This window comes from Azospirillum picis (assembly GCF_017876115.1).
Classification (GTDB): domain Bacteria; phylum Pseudomonadota; class Alphaproteobacteria; order Azospirillales; family Azospirillaceae; genus Azospirillum; species Azospirillum picis.
This window is the reverse complement of the sequence record NZ_JAGINO010000007.1, coordinates 106,579-123,794: the sequence shown is the minus strand read 5'-3', so window position 1 is coordinate 123,794 and position 17,216 is coordinate 106,579. Positions and strand designations below refer to the sequence as shown.

Genomic DNA, 17,216 nt, shown 5'->3' with positions numbered 1-17,216 from the left:
GCGGGGGAGGGTTGGGGAGGGGGCGAGCGCCGCCCCTACTCCGCCTCCTCGACCAGCCGGCGGTTGCGCACCATCGCCGCCGCCAGCTCCCGCTCCAGCGTCTCCGCCCGATGGGCGGCGGTGTGGGCGGCCAGGATGCGGCGGCGGGCGGCTTCGCCGATCTCGCCCTCGGCCGCCGGCTGGCGCAGGACGCGCTGCACGTCGTGGGCGCCGTCGGCCAGGATGATCTCGCGGCCGGGCTCAAGCAGGGTATCGATGCCGTCCCACACATCGGAGATGATCGGGGTGGCGCAGGCCGCCGCCTCGAACAGCCGGACGCTGGGGCTGTAGCCGGCGCGGATCATGTCGGCGCGCGTCACGTTCAGCGTGAAGCGGCTGGCGGCGTAGAAGGCGGGATGGTCGGCCGGCGGCACGTGGTGCAGCCGCTCGACGTTCGCCGGCCAATCGATGTCGTCGGGATATTGCGGCCCGGCCACCACGAAGCGCAGCTCAGGCGCCCGGCGGGCCGGCTCCAGCAGCAGCCGGTCGAGGGTCGGCTGGCGGTCCGGGCTGTAGGTGCCGAGATAGCTCAGGTCCCAGCGCTTGGGCACCGGCAGCGGCGCATAGGCCTCGGCATCCACCGAGCAGTAGAGCGCACGGGCGGCCGGCGAGCCGTAGCGCTCCATCAGGAGGTCGAGCGTCGGCCCGCCGGTGAAGGAGAAATACACGTCGTAGCCGGGGATCACCTCGGGCGACAGGTACTCGTAGTCGCCGCGCTCCAGCTTGGCCAGCGTCACCGGCGTGTCGATGTCGTAGAAGGACACCACGCCGCGCGCCGTCTCCTGCGCCCAGCGGCCGACCGCGACGCCGTCCGGCACATAGGAGCCGACCAGCACCGCATCGGCCCCGGCGACGGCGGCGGTGAAGCGCCTGAGGTCCTCCAAATCGGTGTAGAAGGCCAGCTCGCACCAGGACGGGTTCGGCAGGTCGCGGTTGCTGGCGTACCAGGGAACGTCGCGCTCCAGGAACAGGACGTCGTGCCCGCGCGCGGCGAAGGACTTCAGCAGCGCGCGGAAGGTGGTGGCGTGGCCGTTGCCCCAGGAGGAGGACAGGCTCAGCCCGAGGACGACCAGCTTCATGCGGCACTCCGTTCCCGGCGGGCGGCCAGCGCGCCGCGCAGCAGCTCGTTCACCTCGACCGCCCGGCGGGCGTAGGTGTGGCCGGCGAGGATGCGGCGCCGCGCCGCCTCGCCGATGGCGCGGGCGCGCTCCGGGGTCAGGGCGCGCAGGTGCTCGGTGACGTCCTGGCCGTCGCGGGCGACCAGCACCTCCTCGTCCGGGGCGAGGAACAGCTCCACCCCCTCCCAGGCGTCGGTGATCAGGCAGGCGCCCGCCCCGGCCGCCTCGAAGACGCGGGTGGCGGGCGAGAAGCCGACCTCCGCCATGCTGTCGCGGGCGATGTTCAGCACCGCCTTCGCCGAGGTGTTGAAGGCGTTGTGGTCGGCGGTGCCGACATGGCCGATGTGGGCGACGTTGGCCGGCAGGCCCTTGGTCTCCCAGCCGCTGCCGCCGATGATGTAGCGCGCCTGCGGGTTGCGGGCCGCCGGCTCCAGGAAGAAGCGCTCCACCCGCGCCTCGCGGTCGGGCAGGCGGTTGCCGAGGAAGTTGAGGTCGGCCGTGAAGCGCTCCTGCGGCGGCACCGGATGGTGGGTCGCCGGGTCGAGCGCGTTGTAGATCGGACGGCAGACCGGCGCCCCCATCGCCTCATAGGCCGAGACCACTGGCGGGCCGCCGCCGTAGGTCAGCACATAATCCAGTTCCGGCAAGCGGCGGCGCAGCACATGGTCGGGCGTCTGCCGCAGTTCCGCCAGCGTCGCCGGCGCGTCGACGTCCCAGTAGAGGCGCAATGCCTGCGGGTTGGCCGCGTCCATCACGCCGGCGAGCAGCTCGTCGTCGAAGACGCCGACGCCGTTGGCCTTCACCACCACGTCGGCGGCGGCCGCCTGGGCGATCACGGCGCGGCAGGCCTCCGGCGTGGCGTCGTAGACGACGACCTTCGCGTAGTCCGGCGGCTCGATGTCGCGGTGCTTCTGGCGGTCGAAGGCGTCAGGCTCGTAGAAGGTGATGTCCCAGCCGTGCCCGGCCAGTTCGCTCAGCATGCCGCGGTAGTAGGTGGCTGCTCCGTTCCAGTAGGAGGACAGCAGGCTCGAACCGTAGAAGGCCATCTTCATCGGGCGGACTCCAGGAGGACCGGTTTCTTGTTGGCGCCGCGCAGCGTCTCGACGACCGCCAGCAGCTCGTCGACGCGGTGGGCGCAGGTGTGGCGGGCGCGGATGGTCTCCAGCCCGTTGCGGACCAGCTCGGCGCGCAGCCCGGTGTCCTCGTCGACGGCGCGCAGGTGGCGGGCCATCTCGGCGCCGTCGCGGGCGAACAGGAAGTCGCGGCCGGGCCGGAACAGCCCCTCCGCATCGCTCCACGGCGCGCTGACCAGGGGGATGCCGCAGGCCAGCGCCTCGAACACCCGGATGGTCGGGATGCCCGGCAGCGTATCGACGTAGAAGCGGCGCGGCACATGAACGGTCACGCGGTGGCGGGCGAAGATCTCCGGCGCCCGCGCGTTCGGCAGCCAGCCCTTGTAGGCGATGCCGTAGCGCTCCAGCGTCGCCAGCGCCTCGCGGGGATAGCGCACGCCGTAGATGTCCAGCGGCAACCCGGCGTCGCGGGCCGGCGCGAACAGGAAGCGCTCCAGCTCCTCGGTCCGCTCGCCGTCGCCCCAGTTTCCGATCCACACCGCGCCGGCCCGCAGCCCTTTCTGCGCCCCCTCTGGCGCCCCCTCCTGCACCGGCGGGTGGAACAGCCGGATGTCGGCGGCCTCGTGCCAGACGAAGACGCGGCCCTCCCAGCCCCAGCGGCGGTAGACCGCGGCCAGCGTCTCGCCGAAGGCCAGAACGCCGTCGTAGCCCGACAGGTCGAAGGCGTTGATCGCCGCCGCGTCGCTGACCGCGCGGTGGTGGGTGTCGTGGAACAGCAGCGTGAAACGGCCGCCGCGCTTGCGCGCCGCGCCGGCTGCCGCGACCAGCGCCGGGTCGTTCCACTCGTGGACGATCACCAGGTCGGCGCCGTCGCACGCCGCCTCGATGTCGAAGCCGGCCGGCATCGTCCGCGACGACAGCTCCGGATAGGCGGCGCGGTAGGCGGAAAGCCCCGCCTCGCCATGGTCGGCCAGCAGACTCCGCAGGCTCCAGGCGCCCTCGGGCTCGAAGACCCGGACGTCGTGGCCGCGGGCGACGAGGTCGCGCAGGACGCCGCGCAGGAAATGGGCGTTGCCGTGGTTCCAGCAGGAGGCCAGCGAATGGGTGAAGTAGACGATCCTCACGCGATCACCTCCGATCGGACCGGATAGGCGGGGCGGTCGGCCGTCACCGACCGGTAGGCGTCGAGCATCCCGGCCGTCAGCCTGTCCATGCCGTAGCGGGCGGCACGCCGCCGGGCGGCGGCGGCACGCCGCCGCGCCTCGGCGGGGTCGTCGAGCAGCCGGCGCAGCACCGCCGCCAATTCCCGGGCATCGGCCGGGTCGGCGAAGACGGCGACTCCATCCCATAACTCGCGGAAGCTGGCGATGTCCGACAGCACCAGGGCGCAGCCGGCCTGCGCCGCCTCAAGCACGGTCAACCCGAAGGGCTCGTAGAGCGGCAGCGAGGCGAAGACCGGCGCCCGCTGCATCCAGCCGGCGACCGAGGCGCCGTCCAGCCGCCCGAGCGCCTTGGCATGCCGCAGCCCCACCCGGTGGCCGGTCGGGCTTTCCAGGGGACCGGCGGCATAGACCGGCGCATCGATCAGCAGGGCTGCCTCGTCCAGCAGGGCGACGTTCTTGCCGCCGTCCCACAGGCGCCCGGCGGTGAAGACGAAGCGCTCCCGTCCGGTCGCCGGCCGGCGGACCGCCGGCCTGCCCATGGAGCGGCCGTTGCGCACCACCACCGGCGGCGCCACGCCGTAGATCGCGGCGGTTGCCGCGGCAAAGGCGGCGCTGGGGGCGACGAGCAGGTCGCAGGCCTCGTAACCGCGGCGCAGCAGATCGGTCCGCCAGCGGAAATCCTCCGGCATCTCGCCGCCGCGCACCGCAGCCCACCAGCTCGCCATGCAGGAATGGCAAACGCCGACCACCGGCATCTCGAACCCGGCGTCGGCGGCCAGCGCCGGGCTGTTGAGGTGGACGACATCGGGGCCGAGCCGAGCCGCCAGGTCGCCCAAAGCTACGGCGGTGCGGCGGACGGTGGCCTCGTCCGCCGCGGTCCAGTCGAGCGGCAGGCCGGTGTCGATCAGCTCCAGCCCGCCGACCGCCGCGGCCGCGGCAGCCTGGTCGGGATGCGGCGAGGGGCCGAAGACGGCCAGCGTCACCCGCGTGCCCTGGGCCGCCAGCTCGCGCGCCAGATCCAGCGCATAGGTCCACACGCCGCCGACGCTGTCCGCCGTCATCAGCACATGCGGCGGTTCCCCCGCAGCCGGCGGCCTTGCCGCTGCTGGTCTGGGTGATGCCTGCCCCGGTGCTGCTGGTCTGGACGGCGGCAGTTCGGGCGCCGGCCCCTTGGACACGATCCTCAACGGCACGAGCATGCCGCCTCCAGCTCCGTCAGCGGCAACGGGTCGCCCTCCTGGATATCGCTCAGACGATCGAACAGGCCGAGATAATGCTCGTGCGCCCGCTCCCAGGCGCGGTCGTCCGGCTCGCCCCACAGGCGGCGGTAGTCGGGCGAGGCGGGATAGGGATAGAGCGGGACCGGGTCGTTGGCCCACACGCCGGCCGCCAGCAGCTTCTCGCGCCAGGCCTTCACCAGACCGGCGTCGTCGCCGGCCATGGCGATCAGGTTGGCCTGGACGAAGGGCACGCTGCGGCGGGCATGGATCAGCCGGTCGGCCAGCTCGTCGGTGGTCATGCGGCACTTCTTGTCGAGGGCGGCTCGCCCCTCGACCGTCAGGCTTTCCACCCCCGCCTCGATCGACACGCAGCCGGCCGCCCCCAGCAGGTCGAGCATGTCCGGCTTCCACAGGTCGATCCGCGTCTGCACGCCGAACTCGACCGGGCGCTCGACCAGCGCCTCCAGCAGGTCGCGCCGCGGCAGGAAGATCTCGTCGACGAAATAGACGTAGCGCGCGCCGGCGGCGACCAGCCCGTCGATCTCCGCCAGGATCAGGGCGGTGTCGCGCCGCCGGTACTGGTCGCGGAAATCGATCTTGGCGCAGAAGCTGCAGGTGTAGGGACAGCCGCGCGACGCCTCCACCTCCGCCCCCGGCCCGACCGTATCGGTGCCGTAGCGGTGGTGATGGTGCGGATGGCGCTGCAGCCACTCCGCCGGCCAGGACAGCGCCGGCAGGTCGGTGAAGCGCCCGGCATGCGGCGGACCGGTGACCACCAGTTCGCCGCCGGCCATGCTCGGCCGCCGGAAGGCCAGGGCCGGCACCTCGTCCAGCGCCGGATCCCCGGCGAGGCGGGCGACGATCTCCTCGCACTCGCCACGCACGACCACGTCGACACCGAGCTTGTCCAGCGTCGGGCGGGGCGTGGTGGAGCCGTGCGGCCCGACGGCGACCGTGCGCCCGCCGCGGCCGTCCAGCGCCAGCAGGAACTCCCGCGGCACCCGCAGCTCCGGCTGGGCGCAGCGCCAGAACAGGTAGGTCGGCGCAGTGGTCAGCACGGTCATCGCCGGCGCGAAGGCGGCGACCCGCTCGGCGATCTCGGCGTTCGACAGTCCCGTCAGCGCGCCGTCGAGCAGCAGCACCTCGTGCCCGGCCTGCTCCAGCAACGCCTTGCTGTAGCCGAGCTCCAGCGGCAGGTGGGCTTCGCGGCACCCGAAATAGATGCTGTGCCCGAAGCTCCAGGCGGGGTTGACCAGCGCAACCCGCATCAGGCCGCCTCCACCGTCGGCGGCACGGCTGCCGATGGCACGGCCGGCAATGCGTCGGCGGAGGACGGCACGCCCCCGGCTTCCGACCGCAGCCAGTCCGCCAGCAGCGCCACGCCGCGCTTCCAGCCGGTCGGCTCGCCCAGGTCAAGCGCCCGGCGCACCGCACGGTTGTCGGACACGTAGTAGCGCTGGTCGCCGGCGCGCCAGTCGCCGTAGCTGACCTCGACCTTGCGGCCCATCAGGTACTCGATGTGGTCGATGAGCTGGCGCAGGCTGATGGCGTTGGCCGGGCCGCCTCCCAGGTTGAAGGCGCGGCCCTTCACCTGCTCGATCCGTTCCCAGGCCGAGACATAGGCCTGCACCGCGTCGGCGACGAACAGCACGTCGCGCACCTGGCGGCCGTCGCCGTAGATGGTGATCGGTTCGCCGTTGAGCGCGCGGATCAGGAAATGGGCGACCCAGCCCTGGTCCTCCGTGCCCATCTGGCGCGGCCCGTAGATGCAGCTCATCCGCAGCACCGCCGTCGGCAGGCCGAAGCTGCGGGCATAGTCCAGCACATACTGGTCGGCCGCGCCCTTGGAGCAGCCGTAGGGGGTGTGGAAGTCGAGCGGACGCCCCTCGCCCACCCCGCGGGCGCGCAGGCCGGCGTCGGCCGGCGCATAGGCGCCGTCCGCCAGTTCCAGCGGGACGTCGGCGAGGTCGCCATAGACCTTGTTGGTGCTGGCGAACACCAGCGGCGTGCGCCGGCCCTGGCGGCGCAGCGCCTCCAGCAGGCTCAGCGTGCCGCGGATGTTGACCTCGAAGTCGTCGACCGGATCGACCATGCTGGTGGTCACCGCGACCTGGGCGGCCAGATGGAAGACCGCCTTGGCATCCTTCGCCGCGTCGGCCAGGGCCTGCTCGTCGCGCAGGTCGGCGACCACGGCGCTGATGCGGGAGGGATGGCGCGACTTCAGCCAGTCGAGGTTCCGCTCCACGCCCGGGCGGCGCAGCGCGTCGTAGACCAGCACGTCATGTCCCTCGGCAGCCAGCCGGTCGGCGAGGTTGGACCCGATGAAACCGGCGCCGCCGGTGATCAGGACCGGGGTCGTGCTCCCGCTCATGCCACCAGACCCCGTGCCTCGAGTTCGCGGCGGGCGTCGGCGACGCGGTCGTGCGCCTCCTGCCGGGCGACCCATTCGGCCAGTTCGGCCAGCCCTTCCGCGAAATCCTCCTGCCGGTCGTAGCCGAGCACGGTGCGGGCCTTGGTCAGGTCGGGGATGTTGTGGCGGATGTCGCCGGCGCGCGCCTTGCCGGTGATCTCCGGCGTGAGGTCGGCGCGGCCCATCGAGGCAGCCTGCAGCAGCGCCACCTCTTCCACCGTGCGCTCCTCGCCGGAGCCGATGTTGAACACCTCGCCGTTGGCCGCCGGGTTGTCGAGCGCCAGCAGGAAGGCGCGGGCGACGTCGCGGACATGCACGAAGTCGCGGCGCTGCTGGCCGTCCTCGAAGATCATCGGCTTCTGGCCGTTGGCGATGCGCGAGGCGAAGATCGCCAGCACGCCGGTGTAGGGGTTCGACAGCGCCTGGCCCGGCCCGTAGGCGTTCCACAGCCGCAGCGCCGACCCCTCCATGCCGTATTGGGCGGTCAGCGTCAGGGTCAGCCGCTCCTGCACGTACTTGCCGATCGCATAGACCGACTTCAGCGCCGGGCGCTTGCTCTCCGGCGTGCGCACCGGGATCAGCGGCCGGCCCTGCTGGTCGAGCGGATCCCAGGAGCCGTCGGGATTGCGGGCGCCGCGCACGACGTCCTCCATCAGCGTGCCGTCGGCGGTGCGGTAGAGTCCCTCGCCGTAGATGCTCATCGACGAGGCGACGACGACCCGCCGGACCGGCTTGTTGATCAGGCGCTGGAACAGCACGGCGGTGCCGTAATCGTTGACCGAGGTGTAGCGGTCCACCGCATACATGCTCTGGCCGACGCCGACCTCCGCGGCGAGGTGGATCACCGAGTCCACCCCCTCCAGGGCCAGGGCGACCGTCTCGTCGTCGCGCACGTCGCCGACCAGCAGGTCGACCTCCGGATCCAGTTCGTCGGGGCGCTGGCGGTTCGGATGCACCTGTTCGATCAGGCTGTCGAGAACCCGGACCCGATCGCCGCGGGCAAGGAGCGCGCGGGCGACATGACGGCCGATGAAGCCGGCCCCACCGGTGACGAGAACGGTCTCTCCCACAAGTCCCTCCGAGGAATTTGAAAGATTATTGACGTTGGCGCATGGGGATCGGTGCGGAGCGGGCCGGTCGCAAGGACGCCAGCCGTCCGATCCATCCCCACACGCTGCCCAGGGCACCCCTTGAGGTTTTGCAAAGGCGAGCAACCACAACTCTTTGGCGGAGTCTTGGCAGCCATATTGTCGACGTTAACACCACCTTTAAAATTTTCACATCATGTCCAAAAGTAATGCACCTTACGATCAATCTTCCGATGTTTCCTGTTCGTCGCTACAAATATCCAGCTTTGTAGCTCGACGTGCATTTAAGGGTGGGAGAGTTCCGTGACTGGGAAGAAGCTCCGGGTAGCAATCGCAGGCGTCGGCAATTGCGCATCATCTTTTGTGCAGGGTATATGCTATTATGCCGATGCCAAGGCCAATGAGCCGCCCCCGGGGCTTATGACGGTTGATCTCGGCGGATACCAAGTCGGTGACATCGAAATTTCCACGGCATTCGATGTCGGGGTTTCGAAGGTCGGCCGCGACGTCAACGATGCGATCTTTGCCAGCCCCAACAACACGATCCAGTTCGCCCGTCCCAAGGCATCCGGCGTGATGGTGGCTCGTGGTCCGACGCTGGACGGCATCGGCCGCTATCTGGCGGGAGACATCGAGGAGTCGACGGCCGAGCCGGTGAATGTCGCGGAAACCCTGCGCCGCACCGGCACCGACATCCTGGTCTCCTATCTTCCGGTCGGATCGCAGCGGGCCACGGAGTTCTACGCCGAACAGGCGCTGGAGGCCGGCTGCGCCTTCGTCAACTGCATTCCCGTCTTCATCGCCTCCAATCCCGACTGGGCGAAGCGCTTCAGCCAGCGCGGCCTGCCGATCATCGGCGACGATATCAAGAGCCAGGTCGGCGCCACCATCGTCCACCGCATGCTGGCCAACCTGTTCCGCGAACGCGGCGTGCGGCTCGACCGCACCTATCAGCTCAATTTCGGCGGCAACACCGATTTCAAGAACATGCTGGAGCGGGAGCGGCTGGAATCGAAGAAGATCTCCAAGACCCGCGCCGTGACCAGCCAGCTCGACGTGCCGCTCGATCCCGACGACGTCCATGTCGGTCCCAGTGACCATGTCCCTTGGCTGACCGACCGCAAATGGGCGCACATCCGGCTGGAAGGCACGACCTTCGGCGGCGTGCCGCTGAACGTGGAATTGAAGCTGGAGGTGTGGGACAGCCCGAATTCGGCCGGGATCGTCATCGACGCCGTCCGTTGCGCCAAGCTGGCGCTCGACCGCGGCATATCCGGACCGCTGGTCGGTCCGTCGAGCTACTTCATGAAATCGCCGCCCGAACAGTTCACCGACCACGAGGCGCGCGAGCGCACCCTGCGCTTCATCGCCGGCGAGCCGCTGCCGTCGCGCCTGATGTGACGCGGCCGGGAAGGAACGACACGGTGGAAACCGTCTTCTTCCTGATCCGCCATGCCTCGCACGACCGGCTGGGCTCGGTGCTGTGCGGACGCATGGCAGGGGTCACGCTGGGCGACCGCGGCCGGGCGGAGGCGGACGCCCTGGCGCAGCGCCTGTCGGCGCAACGCTTGAGCGCCGTCCTGTCCAGCCCGTTGGAGCGTGCGCAGGAGACCGCCGCCCCGATCGCCGCCCGCCAAGGACTGGCGGTGACGGTCGATCCGGCGCTGAACGAGATCGACCTCGGCGCCTGGAGCGGCAAGCGCTTCGAGGAGCTGCACGGCGACCCCGCCTGGGAGCTGTGGAACCGCGCGCGCACCCACGCCCGGCCGCCCGCTGCCCTCCCCCCCCCTGCCGGCTCGCCCACTGCCGGCTCCGGCGGGGAATCGATGGCGGAGGCCCAGACGCGGATCGCTGCGGCGCTCGACCGGCTGCGGCGCGCCAACCCCGGCGGACGGCTGGCGCTGGTCAGCCACGCCGACCTCATCAAGGCGGCCCTGGCCCATGCACTCGGCCTGCCGCTCGACTTCCATTCCCGTTTCGAGATCAGCCCGGCCTCCGTCAGCGTCGTCGTCGCCGGCGACTGGGGGCTGAAGGTCCACAGCATCAACGAGGGTGCGGCATGACGAGCCTGACGGCCGACCAGATCCGCGAGCGCGTCGCCGCGCTGGGCGACTGGTTCCACAACATCGACCTCAACGGCGTGCCGACGGCGCCGAACCATTTCCTGCACGATTACCCGAACGTCAAGTGGCAGCGCTTCGCCCATGCGGTACCGAAGGACCTAGCCGGCCGCACCGTGCTCGACATCGGCTGCAACGGCGGCTTCTACTCGATCGAGATGAAGCGGCGCGGTGCCGACCGGGTGGTGGCGATCGATTTCGACGACCGTTACCTGGCCCAGGCTCGCTTCGCCGCGGAAGTGACCGGCCAGGACATCGAGTTCCACAAGATGTCGGTCTACGACGTGGCCTCGCTGGGCGAGAGCTTCGACGTCGTGCTGTTCATGGGCGTGCTCTACCACCTGCGCCACCCGCTGCTGGCGCTGGACCTGATCCACGACCATGTCGCCAAGGACCTGATGATCTTCCAGTCGATGCAGCGCGGTTCCGCCGAGGTGGCGCCGGTGCGCGCCGACTACGACTTCTTCGAGCAGGATCATTTCGACGATCCCGGCTACCCGAAGATGCATTTCATCGAACACCAGTACGCCCGCGACTGGACCAACTGGTGGGCGCCGAACACCGCCTGCGTCGAGGCGATGCTGCGCAGCGCCGGCTTCCGGATCGCAGAGCATCCCGAACGGGAAGTCTATGTCTGCCGGCGCACCGACCGGCCGACCGAGGCGGGAGCGGTCTACCCTGCCCTGCCGAACCGCCCCCGCTGATGAAGAAGAACGCCGTGACGAGAGGGACCCAGGGATGATCGAAGCCGCCAAGATCTGGAACGAGCCCAACAACAAGTCCCATTGGGACCCCAACCTGGACCCCGAGTGGGACCTGTTCGCCCGGATGACCGTGCTGGCCGGCCAGGCGATCCGGGCGGAGAACTCCGGCGTCACCCGCGTGCTGGGCGGCATGTCCCCCATCGACCCGTCCTTCGTCCGCCGGCTCGACGAGCGCGGCGTGCTCGACGAGATCGACGTCGTGGCGGTGCATGGCTTTCCGCTCGACTGGAACCTGTGGCAGATCGACGAGTGGCCGGCCAAGATCGACGAGATCCGCGCCGTCACCGACAAGCCGATCTGGGTGACCGAGGCCGGCGTGTCGTCCTTCGGCGCGGAGGAGGTGCAGGCCTGGGGCGTCAAGCGCACCGCCGAGCTGCTGATCGGCAAGGTGCCGCGCATCCACTGGTACAGCCTCTACGACCTGCCGAGCCACTGGGAGGCCACCACCCGCCACAAGGAGGCGGAAGGCTCGTCCTATTACCGCCACTTCCACATGGGCCTGCTGCGCGCCGACGGCACGCCGAAGCCGGCGGTGGAGGCCTTCGCCCCCTATGCCTCGCAGCTCGGCATCTGCCAGTGGTTCCATTTCGAGGACCACCGGCTTGACGAGGCGGTGGGCTGGCTGAAGCGGCTGGGCGTCCGCCACCTGCGCACCGGCCTGTCGTGGGCCGACAGCTTCCGCCCCAACGCGCTCGACTGGTTCGACCGCCAGATGGAGGCGCTGGCCGACTTCGACGTCACCGTCACCTTCTGCTTCACCCCCGAACACCGGGGCGTCGAACCCCATCACACCAGCCCGCCGCAGGTGGCGGAGGAGTTCGCGGAGTTCTGCGCCGCGATGATCCGCCGCTATGCCGGGACGCCGGCCGGCTCCGCGGAAGCCCCGCCGCTGGCGGCGGTCGGCTGATCCGCCGCCTCCTGGCGGACCGCCGGCGGCAGGTCTGCCCGGCACGGGCGGCCCGCCAGGTCCTCGCCCTGCCTTCCGGGGGCTGTGGCGCCGGTACGGCGCCAGTGCGGCGCCGGTGCCACTCGCCTCCCGACAATCGCCATCGGACCGGGGCGCGGCGCTCACATGCGGCAGCGCTCCGCCCCCACGAGGCCTCGCCGCCCGGACGCGCGCCCCGGCATTCGGCAGTGGACAATGCGGCACCGGAAGGTGGGACGTCCCACACCGATGGCCGCACCCGCCTTTCGGCCTCCCGAGTCAGGACCCTGCCGCCAAACCGCCAGGATTCAGGAAGCTGTCCACCTCGTCGATGAGCTGCCAGCGGTTGCGCTCCATCGGCAGCGAATGCGTGCCTTCACCGATCTCCACCCAGCGCCGGTATGGCGCGCCGGCCAACAGCGAGAAATACGTCCGGCACATCTCCAGCGGCATTTCCTGGTCCCATTCCGCATGCACCAGCAGGACCGGGACACGGATGTCCGACGGGTCGTACAAGGGCACGCCCGCCGCCCAGTATTCGCGGCTGTCCTGTACGGTGCCGTTGGGAACGCGCAGCACTTGCGGCGATTGCGTGGCACCCCAGGGGTCCGTGGCAAAGGTGGCGTCGGCCCACATCCTGAACCAGTCGTCCGGCAGAGTGTCCGCCCGCTTATCCTCCGGCACGCCGCGCAACCAGCGCGCCCTCGCATCGGCACGGGACACCAGCCGGTAGGTTCCGAGCACACCGCCCATGTCCGACAGGCTCGGCGTCGTGCGCAGCCATTGAGGAGCCAGGAGCACGAGACGGTTCACGAGGCCGTTGTTGGCCGCGGTGAAGCTCGCCATCAAGGTGGTGCCCCAGGACCAGCCGATCAGGTTCAGTTGGTCGATGCCGCGGCGGCCAAGGATGAAGCGCACCGCGCTCGCCACGTCGCGCACGGCCGTTTCGGTGCGGACGATCGGCGTGCCCCCGTCGGCCGGAAGGTCCATTTCCGTCGGTCGGGTCGAGCGGCCATACCCCCGCAAGTCCAGCAGATAGACATCGTGCCCCTGCCCGGCCAGATGATCCATCCAGGAGCGGCCGCCGAACGGCAGGTCGAAGGAGGTCGATGCCGGATAGCTCGATCCATGGACGAACAGGATCGTGCGGCTGCCCGAGAACTCCCGCAGGGAGGACAGCCGCTTGTTGCGGATGAACAGGCGTATTCCGGCCGTGTCGCTGGGAATGAGCATGTCTTCCAGGATGACCCGCGGCTCTGCCCCGCGGCCGGCGGACTGGTGGTCGATCATGAACTGGTCTCCTGACGGTCAGGCGAAGGTCCAATGGAAGCCGGCTGCGCCGGACGTCACCGTGCCGGCGGAGCTTGCGGCGAAATGTGCGGTGAAGACGGTCGCCTGCCGCTCCGCCGCGCTTTCCAGCAGCCAGCGGCGGGAGGCGCAGGCCTGCCGTGCATCCTCGCAGAACCGGCTGTTCCAATCCGGCCGCACCACCTGGAGCGGCTGATGCATGATGTCGCCGCTGAACAGCCCGAGCGCGCCCCCGGCGCTCAGCTCGATGGCAATGTGGCCGACGCTGTGACCGGGGGTCGGGTGGAAGTGGATCTCATCCCCGATCGCCCCGATCTCCTCGGCCAAGGTTGCCTGGCCGGCCTCGATGACGGGAAGCACGCTGTCGGTGAAGACACCGGCGTTGAAGCCGCTGTGTCCCGCTGCCCCCTCCCAATGGTCGCGCTCCGCCCGCGAGAAGACATAGGTTGCGTTGGGAAAGGTCGGCACCCATCGCCCATCGCGCAACTGCGTGTTCCAGCCGACATGGTCGGCATGGAGGTGCGTGCACAGCACGAAGTCGACCGCCTCGGGGCGCACGCCAGCCTCGGCAAGCCGTGCCAGGAACGGCGTATCCAGTTGATGGAACCTTGGCAGATCAGGCCGCCATTTGTGGTTGCCGGCACAGCCGTCGACCAGGATGGTGTGGTGTCTGGTCCGGATGACCCAACTGTGGATGCTGGCGATGAAGCGGCGCTCCTCCGCATCGTAGCAGTGCGGGATCATCAGATCGTGGTGGGCGGCAAGCACTGCCGGATCCCAGTCGGGAAAGAGGAATTCGGGAGCGAAGCCGGGACCGCATTGCTCGGTGACCCGCGTCACCGAAACGGTTCCGACATGGTGGGTGTTGTGGTTGGGCATGGGCATTGGCATGGGCAGGGCGATCCATGGTCACGATGGCGTCAAAGGCGACCGGCATCTCTGTTCCGGCCGGCGTATTTGACGTTGATCATGGAGCGCCCGACCTGATAGCTGAAATCGATTGCTCATACGGCAGGTATAGGCATGATCGATATCAAGGCTGCGGACATGGGGCTGCTTGTCTCGCTCAACGCGCTCCTGGACGAGGAAAACGTCACCCATGCCGCTGCGCGCATCGGCATCAGCCAGCCGGCGATGTCCGCTCAGCTTGCCCGGCTCCGTGACCTGTTCCAGGATCCCTTGCTGGTTCCGTCAGGGACCGGCAAGGGCATGGTCGCGACCCAGCGGGCGCAAGCGGTGAAGGGTCCGTTGCGCGATGCGCTGAAGGCCATGCTGGATGCGGTGAACACGCCGGTCGCCTTTGATCCCGCAGTCTCCCGGCGCACCTTTTCCATCGCGTGCAACGACAACGCCGCCGCCATCCTGGCTCTCCCGCTCATCCGGCAGCTCCGCGACCACGGCTGGGATGGCCTGCGCGTGGCTATCCGGGCTATCGACGAGAAGACCATCCGCGACCAGTTGGAGGCCGGGGAGGTTGATGTGGTCGTGACCTCGAAGGCATCGGTCCCTTCCGGCCTGCGGACGCAGCCCCTGGTTTCAGACACCTTCGCCATGGCCCAGCGCAAGAACCACCCGCGGGGTGCGGCCATGCCGTCCCTGGCGGAATACGCCGCACTCCACCATGTGATCGTCTCCGGGAGTGGTGGTGGATTCCACGGCGTCATTGACGACCTCCTCGCCCGCCATGGGCTTTCACGCGAGGTCCGGATCTCCGTCCACCATTACAGCCTCGCCCCGGCGGTCCTGGAAGCGTCCGATTTCGTATGCACCTTGCCGACACTCTTTCTCCGCCGGTTTCCCGACACCGTGGATTGCCTTCCACTCCCGTTCCCGGCGCCCGCCTTCCATCTCTTTATGGGCTGGCATCACCGCTTCGATACGGACTTGAGCCACCGCTGGCTGAGGGAGCGTCTCGCCTCGTTGCCCGAGGCGCCTCACGGCGGTGCGGCCAGTCCGAACGGAAGCACTTGAGTTGTGAAGCAGGCTGTGGCCACGGACAATGTCCTGATCGATCGGCCATGGACGACCTTATCAATCACATGAGCCATTCCCCGGCGGTCTGGTCGGGTTGGTCCCAATCGACGTTGGCGAGCTAGCGGTTAGCGAGCTCGCCAACCCTACGGTGGTGCTCCATCCCATCACGGCCGGACTGCGCGTCCTCTACCAGCGATGCCGCCGCGTGAAATCGATGAAGGCGCGCAAGGGGGCGGGTATGTGCTCCTTTCCCGGATAATAGAGGAATGGCCCGGGAAAGCTCTGCCACCACGGTTCGAGCACCGGCACGAGATCGCCGCTCTCGAAGGCGGGCAGCAGCCAGTCTTCGAACAGTTGCACGATGCCGTTGCCGGCGATGGCGACGGACACTGCAAGATCGATTGCGGTCACATGCACGGTCAGCGGCCCGGCAGGTTCGATCCGCAGCACCTCCCCGTCCCGTTCGAATTCCCAGGTCGCCAGCGCGCCGCTGTCGAACCTGCCGGACAGGCAGGCATGACCGAGGAGGTCGGACGGGTGCTCCGGCCGGCCACGCCGCTTGAGATAAGCCGGTGATGCCGCCGTCGCGAAACGCTGGCGCCGTGGCCCGATCGGAACGGCGATCATGTCCTTTTCCAGCCGTTCGCCATAGCGGATGCCGGCATCGCACCCCGCCGCCAGGATGTCGACGAAGCTGTCGTTGACCACGACCTCCACCCTGATGTCGGGATAGGCGTCCGCGAAGGACGGAAGGATTCGGGGCAGCACCAGCCGGGCCGTGTTGACGGGAACGTTCAGCGTCAGCGTGCCGCTCGGTGTTCCGCGATAGTCGTTGGCGATGTCCAGAGCCGCCTCGAACTCCGCCAGCAAGGGCGCCAGGCGGTCGAGCATATCGGCGCCGGCCCGGGTGGGCGTCACCGTGCGCGTCGTCCGGTTGAGCAGCCTCACGCCCATCCCGGCCTCCAGCCGTTTCACCGCGTCGCTCAGGCTTGAGGCGCTGAGTCCGGTCGCGCGCGAGGCCGTGCGGAAGCCGCCCGCCCGGGCGACCTCGATGAAAGCCTGTATTCCAGCAAAGTCGGTCATCGTTCGCCCAGTCGTACAGCCTGTTCCGACATCGTCGCCTTATCGCGAACAGCGGGCAAGCCTATCCTGGCTGTGGAAGGAGAAAGACATGACCGACAACACGGGAAAGCGGATCGCCATCGTGACCGGCGGCAGCCGGGGCATCGGGCGCGACACGGTCCTGCGCCTTGCCGCACGCGGGGTTCGATCCATCCTCACCTACAACACCAACCACACCGAAGCCGAAGCGGTCGTCGCCCGCGCCACGCAGGCCGGCGCGCCGGCCCTCGCCTTGGCGCTGGACGTCGGCAAGGCCTCGTCCTTCGACCACTTCGCCGGCAGGGTCCAAGAGGCGCTGCGTGGGATGGGAGCCGAGCGCTTCGATTATCTGGTCAACAACGCCGGTACCTCGTCCACCGCAACCCTCATGGGGGCGACCGAGGAGGAGATCGATGACCAGTTCGCCGTCCATTTCAAGGGGCCGCTCCTGCTCACCCAGGCACTGCTGCCGCTGATGAACGATGGCGGCCGCATCGTGAACATCTCGTCGGGCCTGGCACGCTTCGCCTTTCCCGGCCGCACCGTCTATGGTCCGATGAAGGCTGCCGTCGAGGCGCTCACGCGCTACATGGCGCTCGAACTCGGGGACCGGCGCATTGCCGTCAACGTCGTCGCCCCCGGCGCAGTCGCGACGGACTTCAGCGGCGGCATCGTCCGGGACAATGCCGAGGTCGCAAAAGCCGTCGCATCACACACCGCGCTTGGCCGGGTGGGCCGCCCCGAGGATGTCGGGCCGGTGATCGCCGGGCTCCTGTCCGACGAGTTCGGCTGGGTGAACGCCCAGCGCATCGAGGTCGCCGGCGGCATCCACATCTGATCGCCGCCGAACGGCATGGACCCGGGCAGGCGGGAGGCAAAGGCCGGGGCACGGAAAAGGGGGCCATGTGGGATG

At 69.4% G+C, this 17,216-nt stretch carries 16 protein-coding genes; 6 read left to right on the top strand and 10 right to left on the bottom strand.

Translation table 11 applies throughout. From position 1 onward, the window contains the following. Positions 1-35: 35 nt before the first annotated feature. The 7 genes from J2850_RS12285 to J2850_RS12255 all read right to left on the bottom strand — a co-directional run bounded on the left by J2850_RS12285 (position 36) and on the right by J2850_RS12255 (position 8,093). Entirely contained in the window at positions 36-1,118 is a 1,083-nt protein-coding gene (locus J2850_RS12285) for a CgeB family protein (protein WP_209981987.1), read from the bottom strand. Then, a complete protein-coding gene (locus J2850_RS12280; RefSeq protein WP_209981985.1) occupies positions 1,115-2,209 on the bottom strand; it encodes a CgeB family protein in 1,095 nt (364 codons plus the stop codon). The genes J2850_RS12285 and J2850_RS12280 overlap by 4 nt, the downstream gene beginning before the upstream one ends. Further along, positions 2,206-3,354, bottom strand: coding sequence for a CgeB family protein (locus tag J2850_RS12275; protein WP_209981983.1), 1,149 nt, complete (start codon positions 3,352-3,354; stop codon positions 2,206-2,208). The genes J2850_RS12280 and J2850_RS12275 overlap by 4 nt, the downstream gene beginning before the upstream one ends. Further along, a complete protein-coding gene (locus tag J2850_RS12270; RefSeq protein ID WP_246513031.1) occupies positions 3,351-4,454 on the bottom strand; it encodes a glycosyltransferase family 4 protein in 1,104 nt (367 codons plus the stop codon). The genes J2850_RS12275 and J2850_RS12270 overlap by 4 nt, the downstream gene beginning before the upstream one ends. 122 nt (positions 4,455-4,576) lie before the next feature. After that, on the bottom strand, positions 4,577-5,881 hold the full coding sequence (locus tag J2850_RS12265) for a TIGR04295 family B12-binding domain-containing radical SAM protein (protein WP_209981979.1): 1,305 nt from the start codon (positions 5,879-5,881) through the stop codon (positions 4,577-4,579). After that, positions 5,881-6,984 (bottom strand): SDR family NAD(P)-dependent oxidoreductase, encoded by a 1,104-nt coding sequence (locus J2850_RS12260; RefSeq protein ID WP_209981978.1) that lies wholly within the window; start codon positions 6,982-6,984, stop codon positions 5,881-5,883. Before J2850_RS12260 ends, J2850_RS12265 begins: the two co-directional genes overlap by 1 nt. After that, positions 6,981-8,093, bottom strand: a complete 1,113-nt coding sequence (locus tag J2850_RS12255) for an NAD-dependent epimerase/dehydratase family protein (protein WP_209981976.1) — start codon at positions 8,091-8,093, stop codon at positions 6,981-6,983. Before J2850_RS12255 ends, J2850_RS12260 begins: the two co-directional genes overlap by 4 nt. A 438-nt stretch (positions 8,094-8,531) precedes the next feature. Between J2850_RS12255 and J2850_RS12250 the strand changes: the two genes are divergently transcribed. The 4 genes from J2850_RS12250 to J2850_RS12235 are packed head-to-tail and all read left to right on the top strand — an operon-like array spanning position 8,532 to position 11,902. Next, positions 8,532-9,512, top strand: coding sequence for an inositol-3-phosphate synthase (locus tag J2850_RS12250; protein ID WP_211113881.1), 981 nt, complete (start codon positions 8,532-8,534; stop codon positions 9,510-9,512). Between the two features lie 23 nt (positions 9,513-9,535). Next, complete coding sequence (locus J2850_RS12245) at positions 9,536-10,174, top strand: histidine phosphatase family protein (RefSeq protein ID WP_209981970.1); 639 nt, start codon at positions 9,536-9,538, stop codon at positions 10,172-10,174. Further along, positions 10,171-10,935 carry a TIGR04290 family methyltransferase gene (locus J2850_RS12240; RefSeq protein ID WP_209981968.1) on the top strand — a complete coding sequence of 255 codons (765 nt, stop codon included), beginning with the start codon at positions 10,171-10,173 and terminating at the stop codon, positions 10,933-10,935. The genes J2850_RS12245 and J2850_RS12240 overlap by 4 nt, the downstream gene beginning before the upstream one ends. Positions 10,936-10,969: 34 nt before the next feature. Next, on the top strand, positions 10,970-11,902 hold the full coding sequence (locus tag J2850_RS12235) for a beta-xylosidase (RefSeq protein ID WP_209981966.1): 933 nt from the start codon (positions 10,970-10,972) through the stop codon (positions 11,900-11,902). Between the two features lie 297 nt (positions 11,903-12,199). On the opposite strand, the gene J2850_RS12230 is transcribed toward J2850_RS12235, so the two are convergent. Then, positions 12,200-13,210, bottom strand: a complete 1,011-nt coding sequence (locus J2850_RS12230) for an alpha/beta hydrolase (protein WP_209981964.1) — start codon at positions 13,208-13,210, stop codon at positions 12,200-12,202. 18 nt (positions 13,211-13,228) lie between these two features. Then, positions 13,229-14,119: an MBL fold metallo-hydrolase gene (locus J2850_RS12225; protein ID WP_209981963.1), complete on the bottom strand. Its 891-nt coding sequence runs from the start codon at positions 14,117-14,119 to the stop codon at positions 13,229-13,231. Positions 14,120-14,251: 132 nt separating this feature from the next. On the opposite strand from J2850_RS12225, the gene J2850_RS12220 reads away from it, so the two are divergent. Further along, positions 14,252-15,199, top strand: a complete 948-nt coding sequence (locus J2850_RS12220) for a LysR family transcriptional regulator (protein ID WP_209981961.1) — start codon at positions 14,252-14,254, stop codon at positions 15,197-15,199. 189 nt (positions 15,200-15,388) lie between these two features. Here J2850_RS12220 and J2850_RS12215 read toward each other — a convergent pair whose 3' ends face one another. Then, a complete protein-coding gene (locus tag J2850_RS12215; protein ID WP_209981959.1) occupies positions 15,389-16,285 on the bottom strand; it encodes a LysR family transcriptional regulator in 897 nt (298 codons plus the stop codon). 88 nt (positions 16,286-16,373) lie between these two features. Here J2850_RS12215 and J2850_RS12210 point away from each other — a divergent pair, with 88 nt between their 5' ends. Then, a complete protein-coding gene (locus J2850_RS12210; protein ID WP_209981957.1) occupies positions 16,374-17,141 on the top strand; it encodes an SDR family NAD(P)-dependent oxidoreductase in 768 nt (255 codons plus the stop codon). The last annotated feature ends 75 nt before the right edge of the window (positions 17,142-17,216 follow it).

Coding starts and splice junctions, on each gene's coding strand:
- J2850_RS12265 (WP_209981979.1), bottom strand. CDS start 5,881: ATGCGGGTTGCGCTGGTCAACCCCGCCTGGAGCTTCGGGCACAGCATC.
- J2850_RS12225 (WP_209981963.1), bottom strand. CDS start 14,119: ATGCCAATGCCCATGCCCAACCACAACACCCACCATGTCGGAACCGTT.
- J2850_RS12215 (WP_209981959.1), bottom strand. CDS start 16,285: ATGACCGACTTTGCTGGAATACAGGCTTTCATCGAGGTCGCCCGGGCG.
- J2850_RS12270 (WP_246513031.1), bottom strand. CDS start 4,454: ATGACGGCGGACAGCGTCGGCGGCGTGTGGACCTATGCGCTGGATCTG.
- J2850_RS12240 (WP_209981968.1), top strand. CDS start 10,171: ATGACGAGCCTGACGGCCGACCAGATCCGCGAGCGCGTCGCCGCGCTG.
- J2850_RS12210 (WP_209981957.1), top strand. CDS start 16,374: ATGACCGACAACACGGGAAAGCGGATCGCCATCGTGACCGGCGGCAGC.
- J2850_RS12250 (WP_211113881.1), top strand. CDS start 8,532: ATGACGGTTGATCTCGGCGGATACCAAGTCGGTGACATCGAAATTTCC.
- J2850_RS12220 (WP_209981961.1), top strand. CDS start 14,252: ATGATCGATATCAAGGCTGCGGACATGGGGCTGCTTGTCTCGCTCAAC.
- J2850_RS12230 (WP_209981964.1), bottom strand. CDS start 13,210: ATGATCGACCACCAGTCCGCCGGCCGCGGGGCAGAGCCGCGGGTCATC.
- J2850_RS12260 (WP_209981978.1), bottom strand. CDS start 6,984: ATGAGCGGGAGCACGACCCCGGTCCTGATCACCGGCGGCGCCGGTTTC.
- J2850_RS12280 (WP_209981985.1), bottom strand. CDS start 2,209: ATGAAGATGGCCTTCTACGGTTCGAGCCTGCTGTCCTCCTACTGGAAC.
- J2850_RS12285 (WP_209981987.1), bottom strand. CDS start 1,118: ATGAAGCTGGTCGTCCTCGGGCTGAGCCTGTCCTCCTCCTGGGGCAAC.
- J2850_RS12235 (WP_209981966.1), top strand. CDS start 10,970: ATGATCGAAGCCGCCAAGATCTGGAACGAGCCCAACAACAAGTCCCAT.